We start from the raw sequence: 19,607 nt of genomic DNA on the forward strand, positions 1-19,607 counted from the left end.
TCCCCGCGCGACGTTCGCTGTCACGCGGGGACGGTCGTGCCGCTCAGACGGCCAGACCACCGGGCTGGTCGCCCTTGACCACGGGCGCCCGAACCAGGTTGCCCCACTCGGTCCACGAGCCGTCGTAGTTGCGCACCTGCGGGTAGCCCAGCAGGTGCCGCAGCACGAACCAGGTGTGACTGGACCGCTCGCCGATCCGGCAGTACGCGATCACGTCATCGTCGGGGCTCAGCCCGAGCTGGTCGGCGTAGATCGCCTTCAGCTCGTCGGCGGACTTGAACGTGCCGTCCTCGTTGGCGGCGGACTTCCACGGCTTGCTGACCGCGCCCGGGATGTGCCCGCCGCGCAGCGCGCCCTCCTGCGGGTAGTCCGGCATGTGCAGCATCTCGCCGGTGTACTCACCCGGCGACCGGACGTCGACCAGTGGCCGGCCGGACGCGATGTGCGCCATGACCTGCTCACGGAAGGCCCGCAGCGGTGCGTCGTCGCGGAGCGGCACCGGGTAGTCGGCGCGCGGGCGGGCCGGCTTGTCGCGGGTCACCTCGCGCCCCTCGGCGATCCACTTCTGCCGGCCGCCGTCGAGCAGTCGCACATCGGCGTGGCCGAAGAGCGAGAAGACCCAGAGGGCGTACGCGGCCCACCAGTTGAAGTTGTCGCCGTAGAAGACGACAGTGTCGCCCCGGCCGATGCCCTTCGCGGCACACATCTCCGCGAAGCTCGTGGCGTCCAGGTAGTCCCGGGTCACCTGATCGTTCAACTCCAGGTGCCAGTCGATCTTGACGGCACCGGGAATGTGACCGGACTCGTAGAGCAGCACATCCTCGTCGGACTCGACGACGACGAGACCCTCGTCGCCCAGATGCTCGGCCAGCCACTCGGTGGTGACCAGCCGCTGCGGGTCCGCGTACGACTGGAGGCGGGGATCGGGATCGTTCGGCACAGACATGATCCCCAAGGTACGCCGGATCGGGGTCAACGATCGCTGTAACGGGACCGGCCCACCACCCCCGCACAGGATGGTGGGCCGATCGGCCGGTCGGTGGATCACTGATCGCCGGCTGAGCCGCCCGCCGGGTCGCTCGAGCCGGGGCAGCAGCCGCTAGCTGCTCGGCGGCAGGTTGCCGACGAAGAAGGTGAAGGACGCCGCGTCCGACTGGGTGCCGCTCCCGTCGATGCTCCAGACGGTGAGCGAGGTCAGACCCGCCCTCGTCGGCGCCCAGGTCACCGACGCGGTGCCGTCGGCCGCCGCGGCCACGGTGCTGGTCACCGCGCCGAAGCGATAGCGGTAGCTGACCACTCCAGGCTGGCGCGGGGTGAAGGTGAAGACCCCGGGCACGCCCGGCCCCCCACTGGTGCCGCCCTGCTGATAGACCGTCGCGGTTATCTTCGGGGCGGTGGTCAGCCGGAAGGTACTCGCCGCGGTCGCGGTCACGCCGTCGGCGGTCACGCTGGTCACCGAGAGCGTCCGGGAGCCGCCCCGGGTCGCGGTGACGGTGAGCGTGGCGGTGCCCTCGGCCGCCGCCTCCACCGTCTGCTCCGGGTCGCCGTCCAACTGGAACCGGTAGCTGACCACCCCGGCCATCTGCGGCTGCACGGTGAACGTGGTCGGCACGCCGATCTCGGTGAGCCTGCCGGTGATGATCGGCGCGACGTCGCTGGCCCGGAATTCGTACCGCGCCTCGGGCGACCTGTTCCCGGCCGCGTCGAGGCTCCAGACCACGAGGGTGCAGGGGCCGGCATTCGGGTGGAGCGTGACAGTGGCCGAGCCGCCGGGCCGGTCCGCCGACACCGTCTGGACGCCCTGGCCGAGCAGCTCGTAGCGGAAGCCGACCGCGTCCGGCGTCGCCGCGGCGTCGAAGGTGAACTGGCCCGGCAGCGCCGGGTGCCAGCCCTCGGCAGGGAAGTCGGTGGAGGAGACGACCGGCGCGACCGCCGGGCCCTCGAAGTCGGTCCGGAGATAGCAGAGGCCGCTCCACCCACCGGTCGTCCAACTGTCCGCCGCCTGGACCTGCCACGCGTACACCCGGTCGTGGGTCAGCAGTTCCCGTTCGACCAGGCCGCTCTCCCGCTCGCCGTCCCGACCGTTGACCCCGAACCGCTCGATCCGGGCCGTCGGCTCGTCGACCGGCCAGAGCGCGAAGGTGGTGGTCAACCGGTCGGTGCCACCGTTCTCGTCGATGTCCGCGTCGTGCAGCACTGCGGAGAGCGCCAGGTCGTCGTTCTGCCACAACTGGTACGGCTCCGCCGTCGTGCACGGCTGGCCGGAGGTGTGCAGCTCGGTCGGCACACCCGGCGGCTGGTTGTCGCCGTCGGAGAGCGCGTACCGCAGGTCGTTCGCCGCGGCCGGCGCGGCCGTGAGCGTGAGCGTCCCGGCAGCCACCGCCACGGAAAGCCCGGTGGCCAGCAGGGCCCGGAGCGGTCCTGCGGATGTCGTCGTGCCAGGTCTGAGGGTCATCCCTCATCCACCTTTCCCCGATGTCCCCGCCTTCCGATCAGCAGGGCAGCGGATGCTATCGAGGACGGCGGACATCGGGCGACCCCGATTTGCTCGGTGCCCTGCACAGTGGAGCCTTCCGACCTGTTCAGGCGCGGCGGTGGACGATCCGACCGGCGACCACGGTCACCAGGCAGGCGCCGTCGAGCCGCGGTGAGGCAGGAAACCCTCGATTTAGTCCCCGAATACCTTGCTCAACGACCTGCTCCGCCAACGCGCTGTCTATCGGCCCGGCACCTCTGCAGTGTCGGCGTTCTGTCCCGGCCGCCGGCCAGCAAGGTCACGCCGCTGATTCAGCCAGGTCGCCCGGTCACTGATTCGGCATGTAGTTGATCGCCAGGCCCTCGCCGTAGCGATGACCCTCCCCGGTCAGAATTTGCGCCCCGTGCTCCAGCGATGCCAGCACCGTCGTGGCCAGGTCGACCCGACTGGTCACCCCCAACCAGTACGACAGCCCCAACCAGTCCTCGCCCCACGTGGGCAGCACCGCGCAGGCATCCATCGCCAGCAGCGTGTGGAGGTCCGCCCGGTCCTTCGATTCGGTCACCAGCTTCAAGGCCTCGGCCACGGTGACGGCGGTGACGCCGAAGCGCTGCCGGTCGGTGATGACCTCACCTACCGGCTCCACGGCGTGGATCGACGCCGCCACGTACGCCAGCAGCGCCGAGCGATCCAGCACGAGCGTGACCGGGGGCAGCTCGTCCTCGGGGTTCACGCGGCCGGCGCCGACTGGTCCCCGCCGGCCTGCTCCTGCTCCATGTGCTGGCGGACCCGCTCGCGGACCGCCGCGAATCGCTCCGCAGGCCACTCAGCCTGCACCGCGTACCGGCGCGCGCGGGCGGCGGCCATGCCCTCCGAGGTCAGCGTCACCCCGCGGCGAGCCTGCTCGTCACGGAACTGCTCCCATGCCCTCTGGGCGCGCACGGCCCCGGTCACGTAGGCGCTCGCCTTGCCCGGGCCCTGCTGCTCCAGCGTCTCAGCTACATCCTGAGGGACGGAGATCGACAGCTTTTTCACCGTGGTCATACCGATCAGCGTACTCCGGTAGCACCATCCTGGCGCCAGCAACACGGAGCAAGGTGGCAGCTCTCGCCCTGCATCGAGGGCGAAGCTCCGGAACAACCAGTACGTCAGGGGCCGACCGCTGGCCGCGACGCCGGCGGGCCTGCTCGCACGCGGCTGCGCAGCGCTGCGGCGTTCCCGGCGGTCGATGTCGTCCCAACGAGTGGACCTGATCAGGGGGCGTCCAGGGACGTGAACGCTCAGTCGACGAGCGGCCCGAGGTGGGGGCGCTTCGCCGTCACCGTGTCGCCGGACGACCGACCGGTCAACCGCCGCTTCACCCAGGGGGCGAGGTATTGACCGGCCCACCGCACGTCGGCGGCGCGGGCGGCCAGCCACGGCGACGGCGCCGGGTGCGGCGGAACCATCAACCACTCCTCGTCGCAACCAACCCCGAGAGCGTTCAACACCTGCCCGGCTACCCGCCGGTGGCCGGCCGGGGAGAGGTGCAACCGGTCGGTGCTCCAGAGCATCGGATTGAGGAACGTGTCGTCGGCGTACAGGTCGACCATGATCGCGCCGTGCCGCTCGGCGGTCTCACCGACCGCCTGGTTGAGCAGCTGCACCCGGGGGGCGACGAGGCGTTGGCCGGGCAGTCGGGCCATCACGTCCGCGAACCGGAAGAGGAGCACGTCCGCGCCGCCCGAGCGCAGTTGCCGGACCACCTCGTCGAAGCGGGCGACAAGCGTGTCCGGGTCGAAGGTGCGCCGCAGCACGTCGTTGCCACCGGCCGCGAAGCTGATGAGGTCGGGCTTCATCGCCACCGCGGAGGGCACCTGCTCGGCGACCACGCCGGGGAAGAGCCGGCCCCGGATGGCCAGGTTCGCGTACCGGAAGTCGGGGCCTGCCTCGGCGGCGAGTCGGGTCGCTACCAGGTCCGCCCAGCCACGGTAGGTGCCGTCCGGGTACGCGTCGTCCATACCCTCGGTGAAGCTGTCCCCGACCGCGACAAAACTGCGCCAGCGCACCCGCGCCTCCCTCACCCCACCAGTTGCCTGCGGCGACCAGTCTGTCACCGCTGGAACGCCCGGTGTCGCCCCGAAACCACGACGTGTCGGAGGTCATGCGGCCAGCGTCGCGACGAATAGGGTCGCCGGGCTGGTCGGCGCGGCTCTACGCTTCGGCCCATGCTGCTACGCATGTCGACCCTGTTGCTGCGGACCCTGCGCGAGGACCCGGCCGACGCGGAGGTGCCGAGCCACCGGCTGCTGCTGCGCGCCGGCTACATCCGTCGTGCCGCACCGGGCGGCTACACCTGGCTGCCGCTGGGCAAGCTGGTGCTGGATCGGATCACCGAGGTGGTACGCGCCGAGCTGATCGCGATCGGCGACCAGGAGGTGCACTTCCCGGCGCTGCTGCCCGCCGAGCCGTACCGCACGAGTGGCCGGTGGGCGGAGTACGGCGACGACATCTTCACCCTCGCCGACCGGCGCGGTGCCGAGCACCTGTTGGCGCCCACCCACGAGGAAATGGCAGCGCTGCTGGTCAAGGACCTGTTCACCTCGTACCGGGACTTCCCGGTGACGCTGTTTCAGGTGCAGACGAAGTTCCGCGACGAGGCGCGCCCGCGTGCCGGGCTGCTGCGCGGCCGCGAGTTCCTGATGAAGGACGCGTACTCCTTCGACCTGGACGAGGCGGGGCTGCGAGAGGCGTACGCCCGGCACCGCGCGGCGTACCAGCGGATCTTCGACCGGCTGGGTCTGGACTACACGGTGGTGCACGCGATGTCCGGTGCGATGGGCGGCTCCGCGTCGGAGGAGTTCCTGGCCGCGACGCCGGTCGGTGAGGACACCTTCGTCGGCTGCACCTCCTGCGACTACGCGGCCAACACCGAGGCGGTGCTCACCCGTGCGCCGACGGACGGCGACCCGGCGACGTGGCCGGCCGTCGAGGTGCACGACACCCCGGAAACCCCGACGATCGCCAGCCTGGTGGAGCTGGCGAATGCCCGCCGGCTGGGTGGCCGGGACACCTGGACGGCCGCCGACACCCTGAAGAACGTCGTGCTGACCGTCCGCCAGCCGGGTGCCGACCGGGCCGAGCCGCTGGTGATCGGCCTGCCCGGTGACCGGGAGGTCGACCTGAAGCGGGTCGGTGCCGCACTGCACCCGGCACAGGTGACCGTCTTCGAGGAGTGGGCCGACCATCCGGAACTGGTACGCGGCTACATCGGGCCGCAACTGCTCGACAAGCTGGGCATCCGTTACCTGGTCGATCCTCGGGTGGTGGCCGGGTCAGCCTGGCTGACCGGGGCGAACGAGCCGGGTCGACACGCGACCGACGTGGTGTGCGGACGGGACTTCACCCCCGACGGCACCATCGAGGCGGCTGACGTACGCGCTGGCGACCCCTGCCCCGACTGCGAGTCGGGCGAGCTGACCATCCGGCGGGGCATCGAGATCGGGCACATCTTCCAGCTCGGCCGCCGATTCACCGACGCCTTCGCGGTCGACGTGCTCGGGCCGGCCGGCAAGCCGGTCCGGCCGACCATGGGCTGCTACGGCATCGGGGTTTCCCGGGCGGTGGCGGCCGTCGCCGAACAGCACCACGACGACCGGGGGCTGGTCTGGCCGGCGGCGATCGCGCCGTGTGACGTACACCTGGTGGTTGCGGGGAAGGGCCCGCAGCTCGACGCGGCGCTGGAGCTCGGCGGGCAGCTCGCCGCCGCCGGTCTGCGGGTGCTGGTCGACGACCGCACGCACGTCTCGGCCGGGGTCAAGTTCACCGACGCCGAGCTGATCGGCATCCCCCGGGCCGTCGTGGTCGGCCGCCGACTCACCGAGGGGTACGTCGAGCTGCGCGAGCGGGCCGGCGACGGGCGCACCGAGCTACCGCTGGACGGTCTGGTGGATCGACTCGTCCACGAGGTACGCCAGGAACGTGCGAACCTGGTGTAGCTGCTGCGCTACGGGGTAGTGCAGTCGGATCGGGTGGAAACTGTCTTCGGAGGCTCTCATGACCGGTTACCGGGTCAGTGACGTGATGACCAAGCAGGTCGTGTACCTGCCGGCCGAGACCACCCTGGACGAGGCGGCCAGGGTGATGAAGGAGGCCGACATCGGTGATGTGGTGGTCACCGACGGCGCCAGCCTCGCCGGCATGCTCACCGACCGGGACATCGTGGTGCGGGCCGTGGCGGAGAACAGCTCCCCTGCGGCCACCACCATCGGCTCGATCGTCACCCGCGAGGTCGTCATGATCGAACAGCACTGCACGGCGGGTGAGGCGGCGGCGCTGATGCGGGATCGCGGCATCCGACGCGTGCTGGTCTGTGACAGCGACCGCAAGCTGGTGGGGATCGTCTCGCTCGGCGACCTGGCCATGCAGCTCGACCCCACCAGCGCACTCAGCGAGATCAGCGAACAGTCGCCCACGGTGTGACCGGGGTCCCCGCACCACGGCGGTAGCCTCGACGCATGGCTGACATGCCGGCCCGACTGGCCGAGATCGTCGACGAGTTCGCCGCCGCGCCGCGCGACCTGGTGCTGGAGATGCTCCTGGAGTACGCGGACGTCATCCCGGCGCTGCCGGAGGGCGCTGCGGAACGTGAGGGCATGGAGCAGGTGCCCGAGTGCCAGACGGCGTTCTTCCTGCGCGCCCGGGTGACCCCGGAGGGCACCGTGGAGACGCTCTTCGACTGCCCGCCGGAGGCGCCCACCACCCGGGCGTTCGCCGGGATCCTCGCCGAGGGGCTGGCGGGCGCGAGTGCCGAGCAGGTGCTTGCCGTGCCGGACGACCTCTACCAGCGGATGGGGCTGGCGCAGGCGATCAGCCCGCTGCGGGTCCGCGGCGGCACGGCGATCCTGGGCCGGCTCAAGCGGCAGATCCGGGAACAACTCGGCTGACCACGAGGTTGTCACCGGTCATGGAGATCGAGATCTACGCGGACGTCGTCTGCCCGTGGTGCTACATCGGCAAGCGCCGCCTGGATGAGGCCCTCGCCAGCTACCCGGGCGAGGTGACGGTCCGCTACCGGCCGTTCCAGCTCGACCCGTCGCCGGTGCCGCAGCCCCTTCCGCTGGTGGAGGCGCTGGCCGGCAAGTTCGGCGGTCCGGAGCGCGCCCGGCAGATGGTCGACCGCGTGACCCAGGTCGCCGCGGCCGACGGGCTGCGGTTGGACTACGACCGCGCGGTGATCGCCAACACCTTCGAGGCGCACCGGCTGGTGTCCTGGGCGACCGACCAGGGCAGGGCGGCCGACATGGTGGACGCGCTCTACCGGGCGCACTTCAACCACGGGGTCGACGTCGGGTCACGGGAGGCGCTGGCCACCCTGGCCGGCGAGATCGGCCTGGACGCGGCCGACGCCCGCCGATTCCTCGACTCGGACGAGCGCGTCGCCGACGTCGCCGCCGACCTGGCCGCCGCCCGGGACCTGGGCATCACCAGCGTGCCGACCTTCGTGCTGGCCGGGAAGTACGCGGTCTCCGGCGCGCAGGAGGTGCAGACGTTGCTCGCCGCGCTCGCCGAGGTCGAGCAGCGCGAGTCCGCAGCCCACTCACACTGAGTCATCAACGGCCGGCAGCCGGCATCGATGATCACGATGTTTCACGTGCAACAATATCGATGCCGATAGCTGGTCAGGCCGGCCTGGCCAGCCCTTCCACCACCTGCGCTCCCGGCAGCGCGCCCAACGCCGGCCCCGGCAGCGCGATCTTGCTGTGCCGTACGCCGGACCCGACGATCACGTGCGGTGTGGCGATGACCCGCGCGTCCACCAGGATCGGCCACTGGGCCGGCAGCCCGATCGGGGTGATGCCGCCGTACTCCATGCCGGTCAACTCGACAGCGTCCGCCATCGGGGCGAAGCTCACCTTGCGGACGTCCAACGCCCGGCGCGCCACCCCGTTCACATCGGCCCGCGTGGTGGCCAGGACGATGCAGGCCGCGTAGCGCACCACGCCCTCGCGCTTGCCCGCCAGCACGACACAGTTGGCCGACACGTCCAGCCCCACCTCGTACGCCGCACAGAACGCCGCGGTGTCGGCGAGGTCGGCGTCGATCGGCGCTACCAGCACGTCGTTGACATCCACCGGAGCGTCGGCCGGCCACTGCGCGATGGCCTCCGCGACCGGCGGGGCGAGCAGATCCAGGCGGGCGCGGGCGGGTTCGGTCTTCAGCGTTCCCATCACGGGTGCGATCCTCGCATCCGCGACGCTGAACCGCCCGGCCACTCCCCGGCCGCCCGGCGACGCCACCGGCCGCGGCCGGAGCGATCCGGCGCTCAACTGCCGGCGAGGAACGCGTTGTCGCGCATGAAGGAGCGGTCGCGGGCAGCCGCCAACTCCTCTTCGCGTTGGACCTTGGCCCGTTGCAGCTCCAGATCCTCGAACGCGTGCCGGACACCCAGCCGGATCACGCCGTAGAGGAAGACGAAGCCGAAGACGTAAAGGATCACAGTAGTGACGACAACCAACATGCCGTCACGGTAAGACGAATGTGAACCGTTGTTGCTCTCATTTCCGGCCGATTCCCCCGTACGTGTCGGCCGGGTCAGCACCCCGCGCCGCCCTGCTCTCGGACGTGGCCGGATCCGCGGATCACCCGCCTTGTCGTACGCCCCCGCCCACCACGACACGGCCGGCCAGCAGCACCCCGAGCAGCGCCAGTCCAGCGGTCACCACCAGCGTCGCCGTGTAGCTGGCCGGGCCCGGCGCGCTCCCCGCCGCCAGTACGGCCCCGGTCAGCGCGAGCACGGTCGCCGCGAAGAGAGAGTCGCTCAGTTGCAGTGACGAGCTGTTGCGGCCCTGCTCACCCGGTGCGGACAACTCCAGGGTGAGCACCGACAACGACGGGTAGAGCAGCCCCATGCCCAGACCGGCGAGGGCCCAACCGACCACTGCGACGGTCACCGGAAGCTCCGGCCGGACGGCCAGCGCAACCGTGGCGGTGCCGACCGTGATGCAGCTCAGCCCGGCACGGGGCAGGCTGGCCCGCGACGCCGGCACCGGGATCCGGCCCTGCAACCAGGAACCCGCCGACCACGCCAACGCGCCGACGGTGAGGACCAGCCCGGCCGCGGTCGGCGAGAGGCCCCGTTCCCGGGAGAGCATCAGCGGGATGACCACCTCGGCGCCGACGAAGGCCGCCGACGCCAGGCCCCGCAACCCCACGACGGTGGGCAGCCCTCGCGCGGCCCGGAGGAACCCGGCCGGCAGCAGACGCGGGGCGCAGACCAGCAGACCGACCACGGCGAACGCGACCAGCACCAAGGCGGTGGCGCCGCGCTGCTGTCCCCCGATGTGCAGCAGTGCGGCACTCACCGCGGCCCCGCACGCCCAACCGATCCGCGCGGCCGCACCCGCCGGTGGGGTCGTTGCCACACCCTGGCCCAGCGACCGCAGGCCGGGATGGATCAGCAGCACCGCCGGCACGGCCACCGCCGGCACCGCCAGGAAAACCCACCGCCAGCCCAGGTACTGCACGATCAGGCCGGCAACCGCCGGCCCGACCAGCGACGGTACGACCCACGCCGCCGCGAACGCCGCGAAGATCCGCCGGTGCAGCTCCGGTGGGTACGCGTGCCCGACGATCACGTAGAGCGCCACCGAGAGCAACCCGGAGCCGAAACCCTGCACGACCCGCCCGACGACAAGCGCGCTCATCACCGGGGCCGTCCCGGCGATCAGCAACCCGACCACGAACCAGGCGACACCGTGCCACATTGGCCCACGAGGCCCCCGGGCGTCGCACCAGATGCCGGAGACCACCATGGCCAGCACACCGGTGGCGAACGGGCCACCGAACGCGATCCCGTAGAGCGCCAGCCCGTCCAGGCTGCGCGCGACGGTCGGCATCGCCGTACCGACCGCCAACGCCTCGAACGCGAGGAGTGAGATCAACGCGACGCTGCCCACCGTCATCGCCCGCAGCCGGGGTGCGAAGAGTCCCGGTGGGGCGGATGTGACGGCGACGGCTGTGCTCGGCATCGACCGAGCATGCGACCTCAACCCTGATTGAGGTCAACCGCCCGGTGACCCGTGTCTCATCAGGCGTTCTCCAGCGCCTCCCCGACACCGCGCACCAGTCCGGAGAAATGCTGATCTGCCAGCAGGTGACCAGCGGTGATCACCACAGCGATCGGCCACTCGATGACCTGTAGCGCGGCGAGCACTCCGATCCCGGCGTAGTAGGCGACCTTGTCCGGTGGCGGCACCGCCACCTCACCCAGCATCGGCAGTTGCACCCGCCGGTTGTACAGCTTCACGTTCTCCCGCGAACCGTTGAGATGTCGCGTCAGCGTGCTCATGCTGGCCTCCCCATGTCCGGTGATGGTCGTCGGATTCCACGGCCCACCCCGTCCATGCACCAGCGACGGCGGAAAATTCCGCCGCTCAGGGGGCATAACGGATGGCAGGTCGGGAAGCCAGGCCGCCGGACGTGAGCGCGGTGGGAGGACGACATGGCCAAGGCCAGGACCAGCGGCAACAGGGAGCCGGGCCGGCGCCCGTCCAGCCGTACGTCTCGATGACGGCGGCGGGTCGCGCTGCCGGCCGCATCCTGCCGTCGTTCGGCGTACCGCACCTGATCGGCGAGGCGTCCCGGACGGTCAGCTCGGCCGCGACCCGGCTGGCCCGGACGGCCGGGTTGGCGCGGCGTCGGGTCTGGTCCCGGCCGGGCCGGCACCACATCGAGGTGCACGGTGTCTGCCAGGAGGGTGGCGACCAGCTCGCCCGGCAGGTGGAGGGCGCGCTGGAGCGGATCCCCGGGGTGGCCTGGGCCAGGGTGAACGCGCCATCCGGGCGGGTGGTGGTGGCCGTGCAGGCCCCCGAACCGAATCTCGATGACCTCATCGCCGCGATCAGCCGGGTCGAGCGGACCTGCGACCACGAACCCGACCCGGAGATCCCACCCCCACACCCGCCCGAGGAGGGCCCACACAACCCGCGCACCCTCGGCGCGCTCGCCTCGGACGCGCTGGGTCTGACCCTCTGGGCGGCCACCCGGATCCTGCCGTTCGCGCCGTTGCCCGCAGAGGTGGCCGGCGTTCTGTCGGCGGTCGACCTGCAGCCGAAGCTGCACGCGTTCCTGGGCAGGAAGTTGCGCTCCGACCCGCGCGCGGAGGTCCTTTTTCCCCTGGCCGAGGCCGTGGTGCAGGGCCTGACCGGCCGCTGGACCGGCATCGTCCTCGACGGTGCACAACGGCTCGTGCAGTGGGGCGAGGACCGGGCCCAGTTCTCCGCCTGGGAGAGCGCCGAACCGCGGTTGACCGGGGACCCCGAGCGGGCCGTCGCCCGGTGGCCGATAGCCGACCGTCCCCGGCCCAAGCCGCACGGCCCGGTCGAGCGGTACATCAACCAGATGCTCGCCGCCGGTGCAGCGGCTGGCGCTGCGGCGGCGTCCTTCGCCGGGCGCAAGCGGGCCGCCGCGCTGGGCCTGTCGGCGCTGCCGAAAGCGCCCGGCAGCGGACGCGAGGGGTACGCCGCCCAACTCGGCCGAATGCTGGCGCGGCGCGGGGTGATCGCGATGGACCGCAGTGTGCTGCGGGAGTTGGACCGGATCGACACGCTCGTGCTGGACGCCGCGGTGCTCGGCTCGAATCGGGGCGTACTGGCCGATCTGGCGCCGGCAACGGGCGCGGACGTTGACCAGGTGGTCGAGCGGGCCTTCGCGTTGTTCGACCCGGACGACCCGGACGCTTCCCGTGCGGCGGACGGCTGGCGGCTCGGACCGTTGGACCAGATGCCCGCAAGCGACCTGGACGGCATTCCGGACGCGGCCCGGCTGCGCTCGGCCGGCGGCCAACTGCTCGGCCTCGCCCACGGTGACCGACTTGCCGCCCTGTTGCGGGTCGAGCCGGAACCCGCACCCGGCGTCGACGGGCTGCCGGCCGCCGCGCGGCGGGCCGGCCTGCGGCTGGTCGTTGCCAGCGGCGACGAGCAGCGGTACGGCTTCGCCGATGCGATGCTGCCCGGCGGGGACCGGCTGACCGAGTCGGTACGCGCGTTGCAGCGCGACGGCGCGGTGGTGATGCTGGTGTCCGCGGACCGGAAGGCGCTCGGCGCGTCCGACTGCGGTCTCGGGTTCGCCGCGCCGGAGGAGCTGCCGCCCTGGGGTGCGCACCTGCTGATCGGTGCCGACCTGCGGGTGGTGGCGCTGGTGATCGAGGCGACCGGGGTGGCTCGGCGGACCGCCCAGCAGAACATCCGGCTGGCCATGGCCGGCACCGGTCTCGGGGCGCTGGGCGCGTTCACGGCCCCGCCGACCGAGCTGCCCGGCCGGTCGCTCGTCGCGGTGAACGGCGCGGCCGGGATGGCCTTCGCCAACGGGGTCTGGCAGGCCCACCGGTTGCACGACCAGTCGGGCACCCCGGCGCCGGTCACGACCGCCTGGCACCTGATGCCCGTCGGCACCGTGCTCGACCACCTGCGCTCCACGCCGGACGGCCTGACCAGCGCGGAAGCGCAGCGCCGGCATCAGGGCGCCGGCGGGAACGGCAATGCCGGACCGGCCAGCGGGGGACTGCTGCGTGCCTTCGTGGACGAGCTGTCCAACCCGCTCACCCCGGTGCTGGTCGCCGGGGCGGTACTCTCCGCGTCGTTCGGCTCCCTTGTCGACGCCGCGCTGGTGGGCAGCGTCGTCGGCGGGTCCGCCCTGGTCGGCGCGGTGCACGGGCGCAACACCGAACGATCGCTGGCCGAACTTCTGTCCCGGTCGGCGGTGACGGCACGGGTCAGCCGCGACGGTGCCGAGCAGGTTCTCGCCGCCGAAGACCTGGTCCTTGGGGACGTCATCACCCTCGAACCGGGCGACTCGGTGCCGGCCGACTGCCGGGTGCTCGAAGCGGTGGGCCTGGAGGCCGACGAGTCCTCGCTGACTGGCGAATCGCTGCCGGTCGCCAAGTCCAACCGGCCGGTGGTCGCCGCCGCGCTCGCCGACCGGCACTCCATGTTGTACGAGGGCACCACCGTCGCCGCCGGGCACGGCACTGCCGTGGTGGTGGCGACCGGGCCGGACACCGAATCCGGCCGCAGCCTCGCCCTGGTCAAGCAGGACCCACCGGCCAGTGGAGTGGAAGCCCGGCTCGGCTCGTTGACCAGCGCCGCCATCCCGTTGGCGGCCAGTTCCGCGGTGGCGGTGGCCGGCGCCGGCCTGCTTCGAGGCGTACCCCTGGCCGAAACGGCCGCGACCGCCGCGAACCTCGCCGTGGCGTCGGTGCCGGAGGGGCTGCCGTTCCTGGTCAGCGCGGCGCAACTGGCCGCGGCCCGGCGGCTGGCCGAGCACGGGGCGTTGGTCCGCAACCCACGCACCATCGAGGCGCTGGGCCGAGTCGACGTGCTCTGCTTCGACAAGACCGGCACCCTCACCGAGGGTCAGTTGCTGCTCGCCGGGGTCGGCGACAGCGCCGGCGACCGGTACGCGCCGGTGGACCAGTTGGACGACCGGCTACGGATGACGCTGGCCGCGGCGCTGCGGGCCACCCCCGCCGCGAAGAATCCGGAGGAGCTGGCGTTGCAGACCGACCGGGCGGTCCGGCGGGGTGCCGGTGAGGCCGGGGTGGCGGAGCAGACCGGTGCTGCCGGTTGGCGCGCTGCCGGCGGCCTGCCGTTCGAACCGTCCCGCGGCTACCACGCGAGCATCGGACAGACCGACGGTCACCTGTTGTTGAGCGTCAAGGGTGCTCCGGAGACGGTGCTACCGCGCTGTTCGTCCCGACGCATGGACGGTCGTCAGGAGCCGCTGGACGACGCCGGACGTGCGGAGTTGGAGCGGATGCTCGCCGACCGGGCCGGTGCGGGAAACCGGATCCTGGCCGTCGCAGAATGCCCGGTGAACGACCCGAAGGTGACCGACGGGGACGTCCGAGGGCTGACCTTCGTGGGTTTCCTGGCCCTCGCTGACGGTGTGCGGGAGAGCGCCGCCCCCGCGGTACGTCGAATCCGGCAGGCCGGCGTGCACACCATCATGATCACCGGTGATCATCCGGCCACCGCCGAGGCGATCGCCGCCACCATCAGCGATCACGACGAACAGCGGGTGGTCACCGCAAGTGAACTCGACCAACTGGACGACGACGCGCTCGCCGAGCGGTTGGCCAACACCGACGTGGTGGCCCGCTGCACCCCGGCCCACAAGGTGCGGATCATCCAGGCGTTGCAGAAGTGCGGGCGGACCGTGGCGATGACCGGCGACGGCGCCAACGACGCCCCGGCGATCCGGCTGGCCGACGTCGGCATCGCCCTCGGCCAACGGGGCACCCCGGCGGCCCGCGCGGCAGCCGACCTGGTGGTCACCGACGACCGGCTGGAAACCATCATCGCGACCCTGATCGAGGGACGAGCGATGTGGTCGTCGGTACGGCACGCGCTCAGCATCCTGGTCGGCGGCAACCTCGGCGAGATCGCGTTCAGTGTGCTCACCGCCGCGGCGACCGGCCGCTCCGCACTCACCGGGCGGCAACTGCTGCTGGTCAACCTGCTCACCGACCTGGCACCGGCGCTGGCCATCGCGGTCCGGCCACCCGCGTCGGACCGCACCGACGCGCTGCTCCGGGAGGGCCCGGACAAGGCGCTCGGTGAGAGCCTCACCAGGGAGATCGGGCTCCGGGCGGCAGCGACCACGCTGGGCGCGACCGCGGGCTGGACGTTGGCCCGCTACACCGGACGCCGTCAGCGGGCCGGCACTGTCGCCCTGGTCTCCCTGGTCGGCACCCAACTCGGGCAGACCATCCTGGCCGGCGGCACCAGCCCGACGGTGCTGGCGTCCACGGCAGCGTCACTGGGCGTGCTGGTCGTGGTGGTGCAGACGCCGGGGGTGAGCCAGTTCTTCGGCTGCACCCCGCTCGGGCCGGTCGGCTGGACCATCGGCGCCGGGTCGGCGCTCGGCGCGACCTTCGCCAACGGCATGCTCACCAAGCTGGTGGAACGCCTGCCGCAGGCGCATCCCGCGGACGGGCAGCCCTCGACGGCCGAGACGAACGACCTCGCGCCGCCGGTCAACCGTCATTCCGCCGAAACGCCACACGCGGCGGGCTCTGCTCCCCCCAGCAGAGGCCGCCCCGGAACTCCACCCCCGGAACGCCGTCACTCAGCCGACTGATGTCGACCACGCTCGCCAGCGAGGCGGCGAGGTTCGCGCGCAGCTCGACGACCGCCGTGTCGAGGTCGTCCTCCTCGGCGGACCAGTCGATGTCGGCCGCCCGCAGCTCGGCGACCGCCTGGCCGGTCACGGCGGCGGGGTCGGTGACAACCACATCGACCCGGCAGTACAGGTGCATGGTGAGGGGCGCCGACTGTTCATCCATGCCGAGATCATGGCCAGTACGCCACGCGCCGGAAAGCCGAGCTGACGGGGTCGATGTTCTGGCTCTGGGCCGGGCCCCGCTTCGGGCGCCTTGCCCGCTGGCGGCGTTCCCGCCGCTGACCCCTCCGAAATTTCGTTGTTGCGGTGCCGGTCCCGTGTCTACGGTGCGGTGATGCTGACGGTGACCTTCGATGCGCACGATCCGGCTGGCGTGGCTCGGTTCTGGGCCAGAATGCTCGGTCGGGAGGTCATCGAGGACGCCGGCGGCGTGCTCCTGCCCGGCGACGACACCCAGCTCAGCCTCCGATTCATCCCGAGCCGTACGGAGAAGGTGGGGCCGAACCGCCTGCACCTTCACCTGACCAGCACCAACGAGGCCGACCAGCAACACTTGGTGTCCACGGCGCTGAAGCTCGGCGGCGACCACCTGGACGTCGGGCAACTGCCCGAGGAGGGGCACATCGTCCTGGCCGATCCCGAGGGCAACGCATTCTGCGTGATCGAGCCGGGCAACGGCTTCCTCGCCGGGTGCGGCCTGCTCGGGGAGATCGCCTGCGACGGCACCCGGGAGGTCGGCGTCTTCTGGAGCAAGGCACTGGGTTGGCCGCTGGTATGGGACCAGGACGAGGAGACCGCGATCCAGTCACCGCACGGCGGCACGAAGGTCGCGTGGGGAGGCCCACCCCTAACCCCGAGACAGGGGCGAAACCGGCAGCGCTTCGACCTCACTCCGGCCGGTCGCGACCAGCGAGCCGAGATCGACCGATTGGTGTCCCTCGGGGCCACCCGGGTCGAGGTCGGCGCGGCGGGCGACGTCGCGCTGGCCGACCCCGACGGCAACCAGTTCACCGTCACGCCGGCATGAATGCTGACGAGGTCCACGCGGTCCTGGACGCTCTCGCTGTCGCCGGCTGCGAGGCGTGGATCAGCGGTGGATGGGGCGTTGATGCGCTGGTCGGGCGTCAGACCCGTCCACACCGCGACCTGGACCTGGCCATCGCCGCCGAGCACGAATCAGCGGCACTGCAAGCTCTCTCCCGGCTGGGCTACGTCGTCGAGACTGACTGGCGACCGGTACGCGTCGAGGTCGTCGCCGATGGACGAGGCCGGGTGGACCTTCACCCGCTCAGGTTCGACCAGGCCGGCCACGGCCACCAGGCCGGCCTCGACGGCAGCAGCTTCCGCTGGCCGAAGGAGTGCTTCACCACCGGGACCATCGCCGGCCGCCCGGTCACCTGCATCTCGGTGGACCAGCAACTGCTGTTCCACAGCGGGTACGAACCGCGCGACGTCGACCGCGCCGACCTGGCCTCGCTGCGCAAACTCGTGCCGGCGTCCGCGCCAGCAGGCGATATCGTCCGACAGTGCCCGCCACCCTCTTCCTGACCGGCGGCAGCCAGAGCAGCGGCAAGACCACCCTGGCCCGGCCGCTGGAGAAAGAGCAGAACGCGCTGCGGCTCACCGCCGACGAATGGCTCCACGCCCTCCACCCCGAGATGTCCGAGGCGTGGTGTCCAGGGAAAATGATCCTCAGGCTGCCACCGTCAGGACGCAGCGAGCAGTCGGAACTCGCAGCGGACGCCGTTGGCCTTGGCGAGCCGACCATCACCGGTCACGAGTGGGCAGGCCAACAACTCCGCCGCCGCGACGTAGGCCGCGTCATACGCCGTGACATTGCCCCGCAACTGCCACATCCGGTCGAACAGCACCGCGACGCCAACCTCATCGATGACCAACGAGGGCAGGGTGTCGATCGCCTCCTGAGCCCGGGCAAGGCCCAACTTCCCACCGAGGACCTTGCCTCTGATCACCGACATGACCTCGACCAGAAGATGGCTCGGTGCGGCCCAGTGCGGATCTCCGGTCAGCTCCGCCCGCGCCGCGTCGCCGACCGGCCCGTCGTCAATCAAGGCATCGGCCAGAACCGACGCGTCCACGACGATCATCCGGCGCTGCCCCATGGTCCGCGCTGCTCCCGCTGGTCATTCAACTCGGCCGCGCTCTCCCCCGGCAGGGAGCGAGCACCGTCCGATCGGCCGGTGAAGCGATCAAGGGCCGCCGTGTTGCGCAGCCGCCGAGCCTGCGTCTCCACCAGATCCAGCAGGTACGCCTGGAGTGACTGCCCGCGCGCCTTGGCCTGCGCCGCCAGGGCGTCTCGCACTTCTTCCGGCACGTCCCGAATCTGGAGAGCAACCATGCATTCATTATGCATGCATCATCACTCGCTCGCCCGGAAAGACTCGAACCCCTAACCCCTGCCTCGCAAAGATCAAGACTGCTGTCGGCCGACGTCGGTCACTGCCGCTGACCTGCTCGCCGTGTCGCCTATCGTCGACTCCGGCCTATGTCCCTCGGCGGGCTTGGCTGTACAGCAAAGCTTCTGGCCGGTCGATGAAAACCCTCGTTGGTTCGAGGTCGTGGACGTTGCCTTGATCGAGTACCGTCCGGGCAGCACACTCCTCAACGCACGGGGGAAGCTCATGACGATTTCCTTCAATTCCCAGCGAATGCTCGCATGGACCGCACCTGTGGCGCTTGCGCTGACCGCGCTCGCCCCGGCCCTGCCGGCCCAGGCCGCGCCGAAGCCCGCGCCCGCCGTCACCACCGGCCCGGTTGACAAGGACCTCAACGGCGACGGCGTCGCGGACCTGATCACCGTCGGTGGTCCGGGTACCGGTCTCGGCTCCGGCGTCTGGTCCGCGCTCGGCGTGAAGTCGCGCAAGACCGGCGTCGGCACCGGTCAGGTAAAGACCCCGGCCACCAACATCGGCCTGCGCGGCAACGGCTTCGGTGGCACCTATTCCGCGGCTGAGTTCAACGGCGCACAGGTGATCACCGGCCGCTTCTTCGGCGGCACCGAGGAGGACTTCCTCGCCTACTACGTTGGCGGGGCCTACGCCGGCAACGGCACGGTCATCAAGGGCGCCGGCGACGGCACGATGCTCAACCCGGCCGGCGGCAACCAGGTAAACATCGGCCTGGAATATCTCCTGGACGCCAACGGCAACTCGCCGCTGACGCTGGTCAACGGCTACGTCGCGGACGGCGTCGACAACGGCATCCCGGACCTGATCGGCATCTCCGGGGACGCCACCAACGGCTACCGCCTCGGCTACCACCCCAGCTTCGGCGCGCCGGGCCTCTACTTCGGCACCACGACGCTGAGCAACTCCACCCCGACCGGCGGGAGCGACTGGCAGAACTGGAGCATCGCCAGCACGGAAACCGCCTCCGGCGTCGCGCTCTTCCTGCGCAACGCCGGCACCGGCGACCTGTACCTGTGGACCGGAGTCACCATGGTCGACAACGGCGACGGCACCGGCACCCTGACCCACACCCAGTACCAGGTGGCCACGAACTGGAACACCGGCGTCACGATCAGCACCCTCTGGGCCGCCGACATCAACCTCAACGGCACCCCCGACCTGTGGATTGTCCTGCCCAACGGCACCTACCGGGCGTACCTGATCACCGGTCTGTCCACCAGCGGCACCGCGACGGTGACGGCGACCCGGGCGCAGCGGCTGGCCTGACCCTGCGCCAGATAGCCTTTCGCCGGGCTACCAGAGCGCCGACCCGCGGCAACGCCGGTCGGCGCTCTGCTTTAGCCCGAGAAACCCCACTGCCCTGCCCGCCCCTCGTTGACCCCGGAATCCCGCTGATGGCCGCCACATGTCGCACGAGGATTGCACGGTCGCTGGCGAGGTGAAGGCGGACCTGATCTCTGAGGAGGGCCGAGGTTCAGGGCGGAGCCCCGAGGTCTTCCGAGTCTTGGCCGTCCGTCAGCGTGAACGAATGGCTGCACTCG

Annotated in this window: 20 protein-coding genes; 8 read left to right on the forward strand and 12 right to left on the reverse strand. The window is 71.3% G+C overall.

Annotation, left to right across the window (positions count from 1 at the left end):
- Positions 1-43: 43 nt before the first annotated feature.
- The 5 genes from ABZU52_RS07690 to ABZU52_RS07710 all read right to left on the reverse strand — a co-directional run bounded on the left by ABZU52_RS07690 (position 44) and on the right by ABZU52_RS07710 (position 4,524).
- Positions 44-946, reverse strand: coding sequence for a sulfurtransferase (locus ABZU52_RS07690; RefSeq protein ID WP_354970274.1), 903 nt, complete (start codon positions 944-946; stop codon positions 44-46).
- A 153-nt stretch (positions 947-1,099) separates the two neighbouring features.
- Positions 1,100-2,455 (reverse strand): hypothetical protein, encoded by a 1,356-nt coding sequence (locus tag ABZU52_RS07695; RefSeq protein ID WP_354970275.1) that lies wholly within the window; start codon positions 2,453-2,455, stop codon positions 1,100-1,102.
- 349 nt (positions 2,456-2,804) lie between these two features.
- Positions 2,805-3,209, reverse strand: a complete 405-nt coding sequence (locus tag ABZU52_RS07700; RefSeq protein ID WP_354970276.1) for a hypothetical protein — start codon at positions 3,207-3,209, stop codon at positions 2,805-2,807.
- Positions 3,206-3,520: a hypothetical protein gene (locus ABZU52_RS07705; protein ID WP_354970277.1), complete on the reverse strand. Its 315-nt coding sequence runs from the start codon at positions 3,518-3,520 to the stop codon at positions 3,206-3,208. The genes ABZU52_RS07700 and ABZU52_RS07705 overlap by 4 nt, the downstream gene beginning before the upstream one ends.
- A 236-nt stretch (positions 3,521-3,756) precedes the next feature.
- Complete coding sequence (locus ABZU52_RS07710; RefSeq protein WP_354970278.1) at positions 3,757-4,524, reverse strand: SGNH/GDSL hydrolase family protein; 768 nt, start codon at positions 4,522-4,524, stop codon at positions 3,757-3,759.
- 159 nt (positions 4,525-4,683) lie between these two features.
- On the opposite strand from ABZU52_RS07710, the gene ABZU52_RS07715 reads away from it, so the two are divergent.
- From ABZU52_RS07715 to ABZU52_RS07730, 4 genes are read left to right on the forward strand one after another with little or no spacing between them, the layout of a single operon-like run.
- Positions 4,684-6,453 carry a proline--tRNA ligase gene (locus ABZU52_RS07715; protein ID WP_354970279.1) on the forward strand — a complete coding sequence of 590 codons (1,770 nt, stop codon included), beginning with the start codon at positions 4,684-4,686 and terminating at the stop codon, positions 6,451-6,453.
- Positions 6,454-6,511: 58 nt separating this feature from the next.
- Complete coding sequence (locus ABZU52_RS07720; RefSeq protein ID WP_030487636.1) at positions 6,512-6,937, forward strand: CBS domain-containing protein; 426 nt, start codon at positions 6,512-6,514, stop codon at positions 6,935-6,937.
- 35 nt (positions 6,938-6,972) lie between these two features.
- On the forward strand, positions 6,973-7,401 hold the full coding sequence (locus tag ABZU52_RS07725; RefSeq protein WP_112736716.1) for a SufE family protein: 429 nt from the start codon (positions 6,973-6,975) through the stop codon (positions 7,399-7,401).
- 20 nt (positions 7,402-7,421) lie between these two features.
- Positions 7,422-8,063, forward strand: a complete 642-nt coding sequence (locus ABZU52_RS07730; protein WP_354970280.1) for a DsbA family oxidoreductase — start codon at positions 7,422-7,424, stop codon at positions 8,061-8,063.
- A 73-nt stretch (positions 8,064-8,136) separates the two neighbouring features.
- Here ABZU52_RS07730 and ABZU52_RS07735 read toward each other — a convergent pair whose 3' ends face one another.
- The 4 genes from ABZU52_RS07735 to ABZU52_RS07750 all read right to left on the reverse strand — a co-directional run bounded on the left by ABZU52_RS07735 (position 8,137) and on the right by ABZU52_RS07750 (position 10,805).
- Positions 8,137-8,685, reverse strand: a complete 549-nt coding sequence (locus ABZU52_RS07735; protein ID WP_354970327.1) for a YbaK/EbsC family protein — start codon at positions 8,683-8,685, stop codon at positions 8,137-8,139.
- 95 nt (positions 8,686-8,780) lie between these two features.
- Positions 8,781-8,975 carry a hypothetical protein gene (locus ABZU52_RS07740; protein WP_354970281.1) on the reverse strand — a complete coding sequence of 65 codons (195 nt, stop codon included), beginning with the start codon at positions 8,973-8,975 and terminating at the stop codon, positions 8,781-8,783.
- Positions 8,976-9,096: 121 nt separating this feature from the next.
- A complete protein-coding gene (locus ABZU52_RS07745; protein WP_354970282.1) occupies positions 9,097-10,485 on the reverse strand; it encodes an MFS transporter in 1,389 nt (462 codons plus the stop codon).
- A 59-nt stretch (positions 10,486-10,544) separates the two neighbouring features.
- Positions 10,545-10,805, reverse strand: a complete 261-nt coding sequence (locus ABZU52_RS07750; protein ID WP_354970283.1) for a hypothetical protein — start codon at positions 10,803-10,805, stop codon at positions 10,545-10,547.
- 218 nt (positions 10,806-11,023) lie between these two features.
- Here ABZU52_RS07750 and ABZU52_RS07755 point away from each other — a divergent pair, with 218 nt between their 5' ends.
- Complete coding sequence (locus tag ABZU52_RS07755; RefSeq protein ID WP_354970284.1) at positions 11,024-15,595, forward strand: cation-translocating P-type ATPase; 4,572 nt, start codon at positions 11,024-11,026, stop codon at positions 15,593-15,595.
- On the opposite strand, the gene ABZU52_RS07760 is transcribed toward ABZU52_RS07755, so the two are convergent.
- Positions 15,492-15,800: a hypothetical protein gene (locus tag ABZU52_RS07760; protein WP_354970285.1), complete on the reverse strand. Its 309-nt coding sequence runs from the start codon at positions 15,798-15,800 to the stop codon at positions 15,492-15,494. The genes ABZU52_RS07755 and ABZU52_RS07760 overlap by 104 nt on opposite strands.
- 171 nt (positions 15,801-15,971) lie before the next feature.
- Here ABZU52_RS07760 and ABZU52_RS07765 point away from each other — a divergent pair, with 171 nt between their 5' ends.
- Entirely contained in the window at positions 15,972-16,664 is a 693-nt protein-coding gene (locus ABZU52_RS07765; protein ID WP_354970286.1) for a VOC family protein, read from the forward strand.
- Entirely contained in the window at positions 16,661-17,185 is a 525-nt protein-coding gene (locus ABZU52_RS07770; protein WP_354970287.1) for an aminoglycoside adenylyltransferase, read from the forward strand. The genes ABZU52_RS07765 and ABZU52_RS07770 overlap by 4 nt, the downstream gene beginning before the upstream one ends.
- Before the next feature lie 158 nt (positions 17,186-17,343).
- Here ABZU52_RS07770 and ABZU52_RS07775 read toward each other — a convergent pair whose 3' ends face one another.
- A complete protein-coding gene (locus ABZU52_RS07775; protein ID WP_354970288.1) occupies positions 17,344-17,760 on the reverse strand; it encodes a type II toxin-antitoxin system VapC family toxin in 417 nt (138 codons plus the stop codon).
- Positions 17,742-17,996 (reverse strand): hypothetical protein, encoded by a 255-nt coding sequence (locus tag ABZU52_RS07780; RefSeq protein WP_354970289.1) that lies wholly within the window; start codon positions 17,994-17,996, stop codon positions 17,742-17,744. The genes ABZU52_RS07775 and ABZU52_RS07780 overlap by 19 nt, the downstream gene beginning before the upstream one ends.
- 331 nt (positions 17,997-18,327) lie before the next feature.
- Between ABZU52_RS07780 and ABZU52_RS07785 the strand changes: the two genes are divergently transcribed.
- Positions 18,328-19,332 carry a hypothetical protein gene (locus tag ABZU52_RS07785; protein WP_354970290.1) on the forward strand — a complete coding sequence of 335 codons (1,005 nt, stop codon included), beginning with the start codon at positions 18,328-18,330 and terminating at the stop codon, positions 19,330-19,332.
- Positions 19,333-19,607 lie beyond the last annotated feature (275 nt).

Origin of the sequence: Micromonospora sp. NPDC005220, assembly GCF_040607895.1 — a bacterium.
GTDB lineage: Bacteria > Actinomycetota > Actinomycetes > Mycobacteriales > Micromonosporaceae > Micromonospora.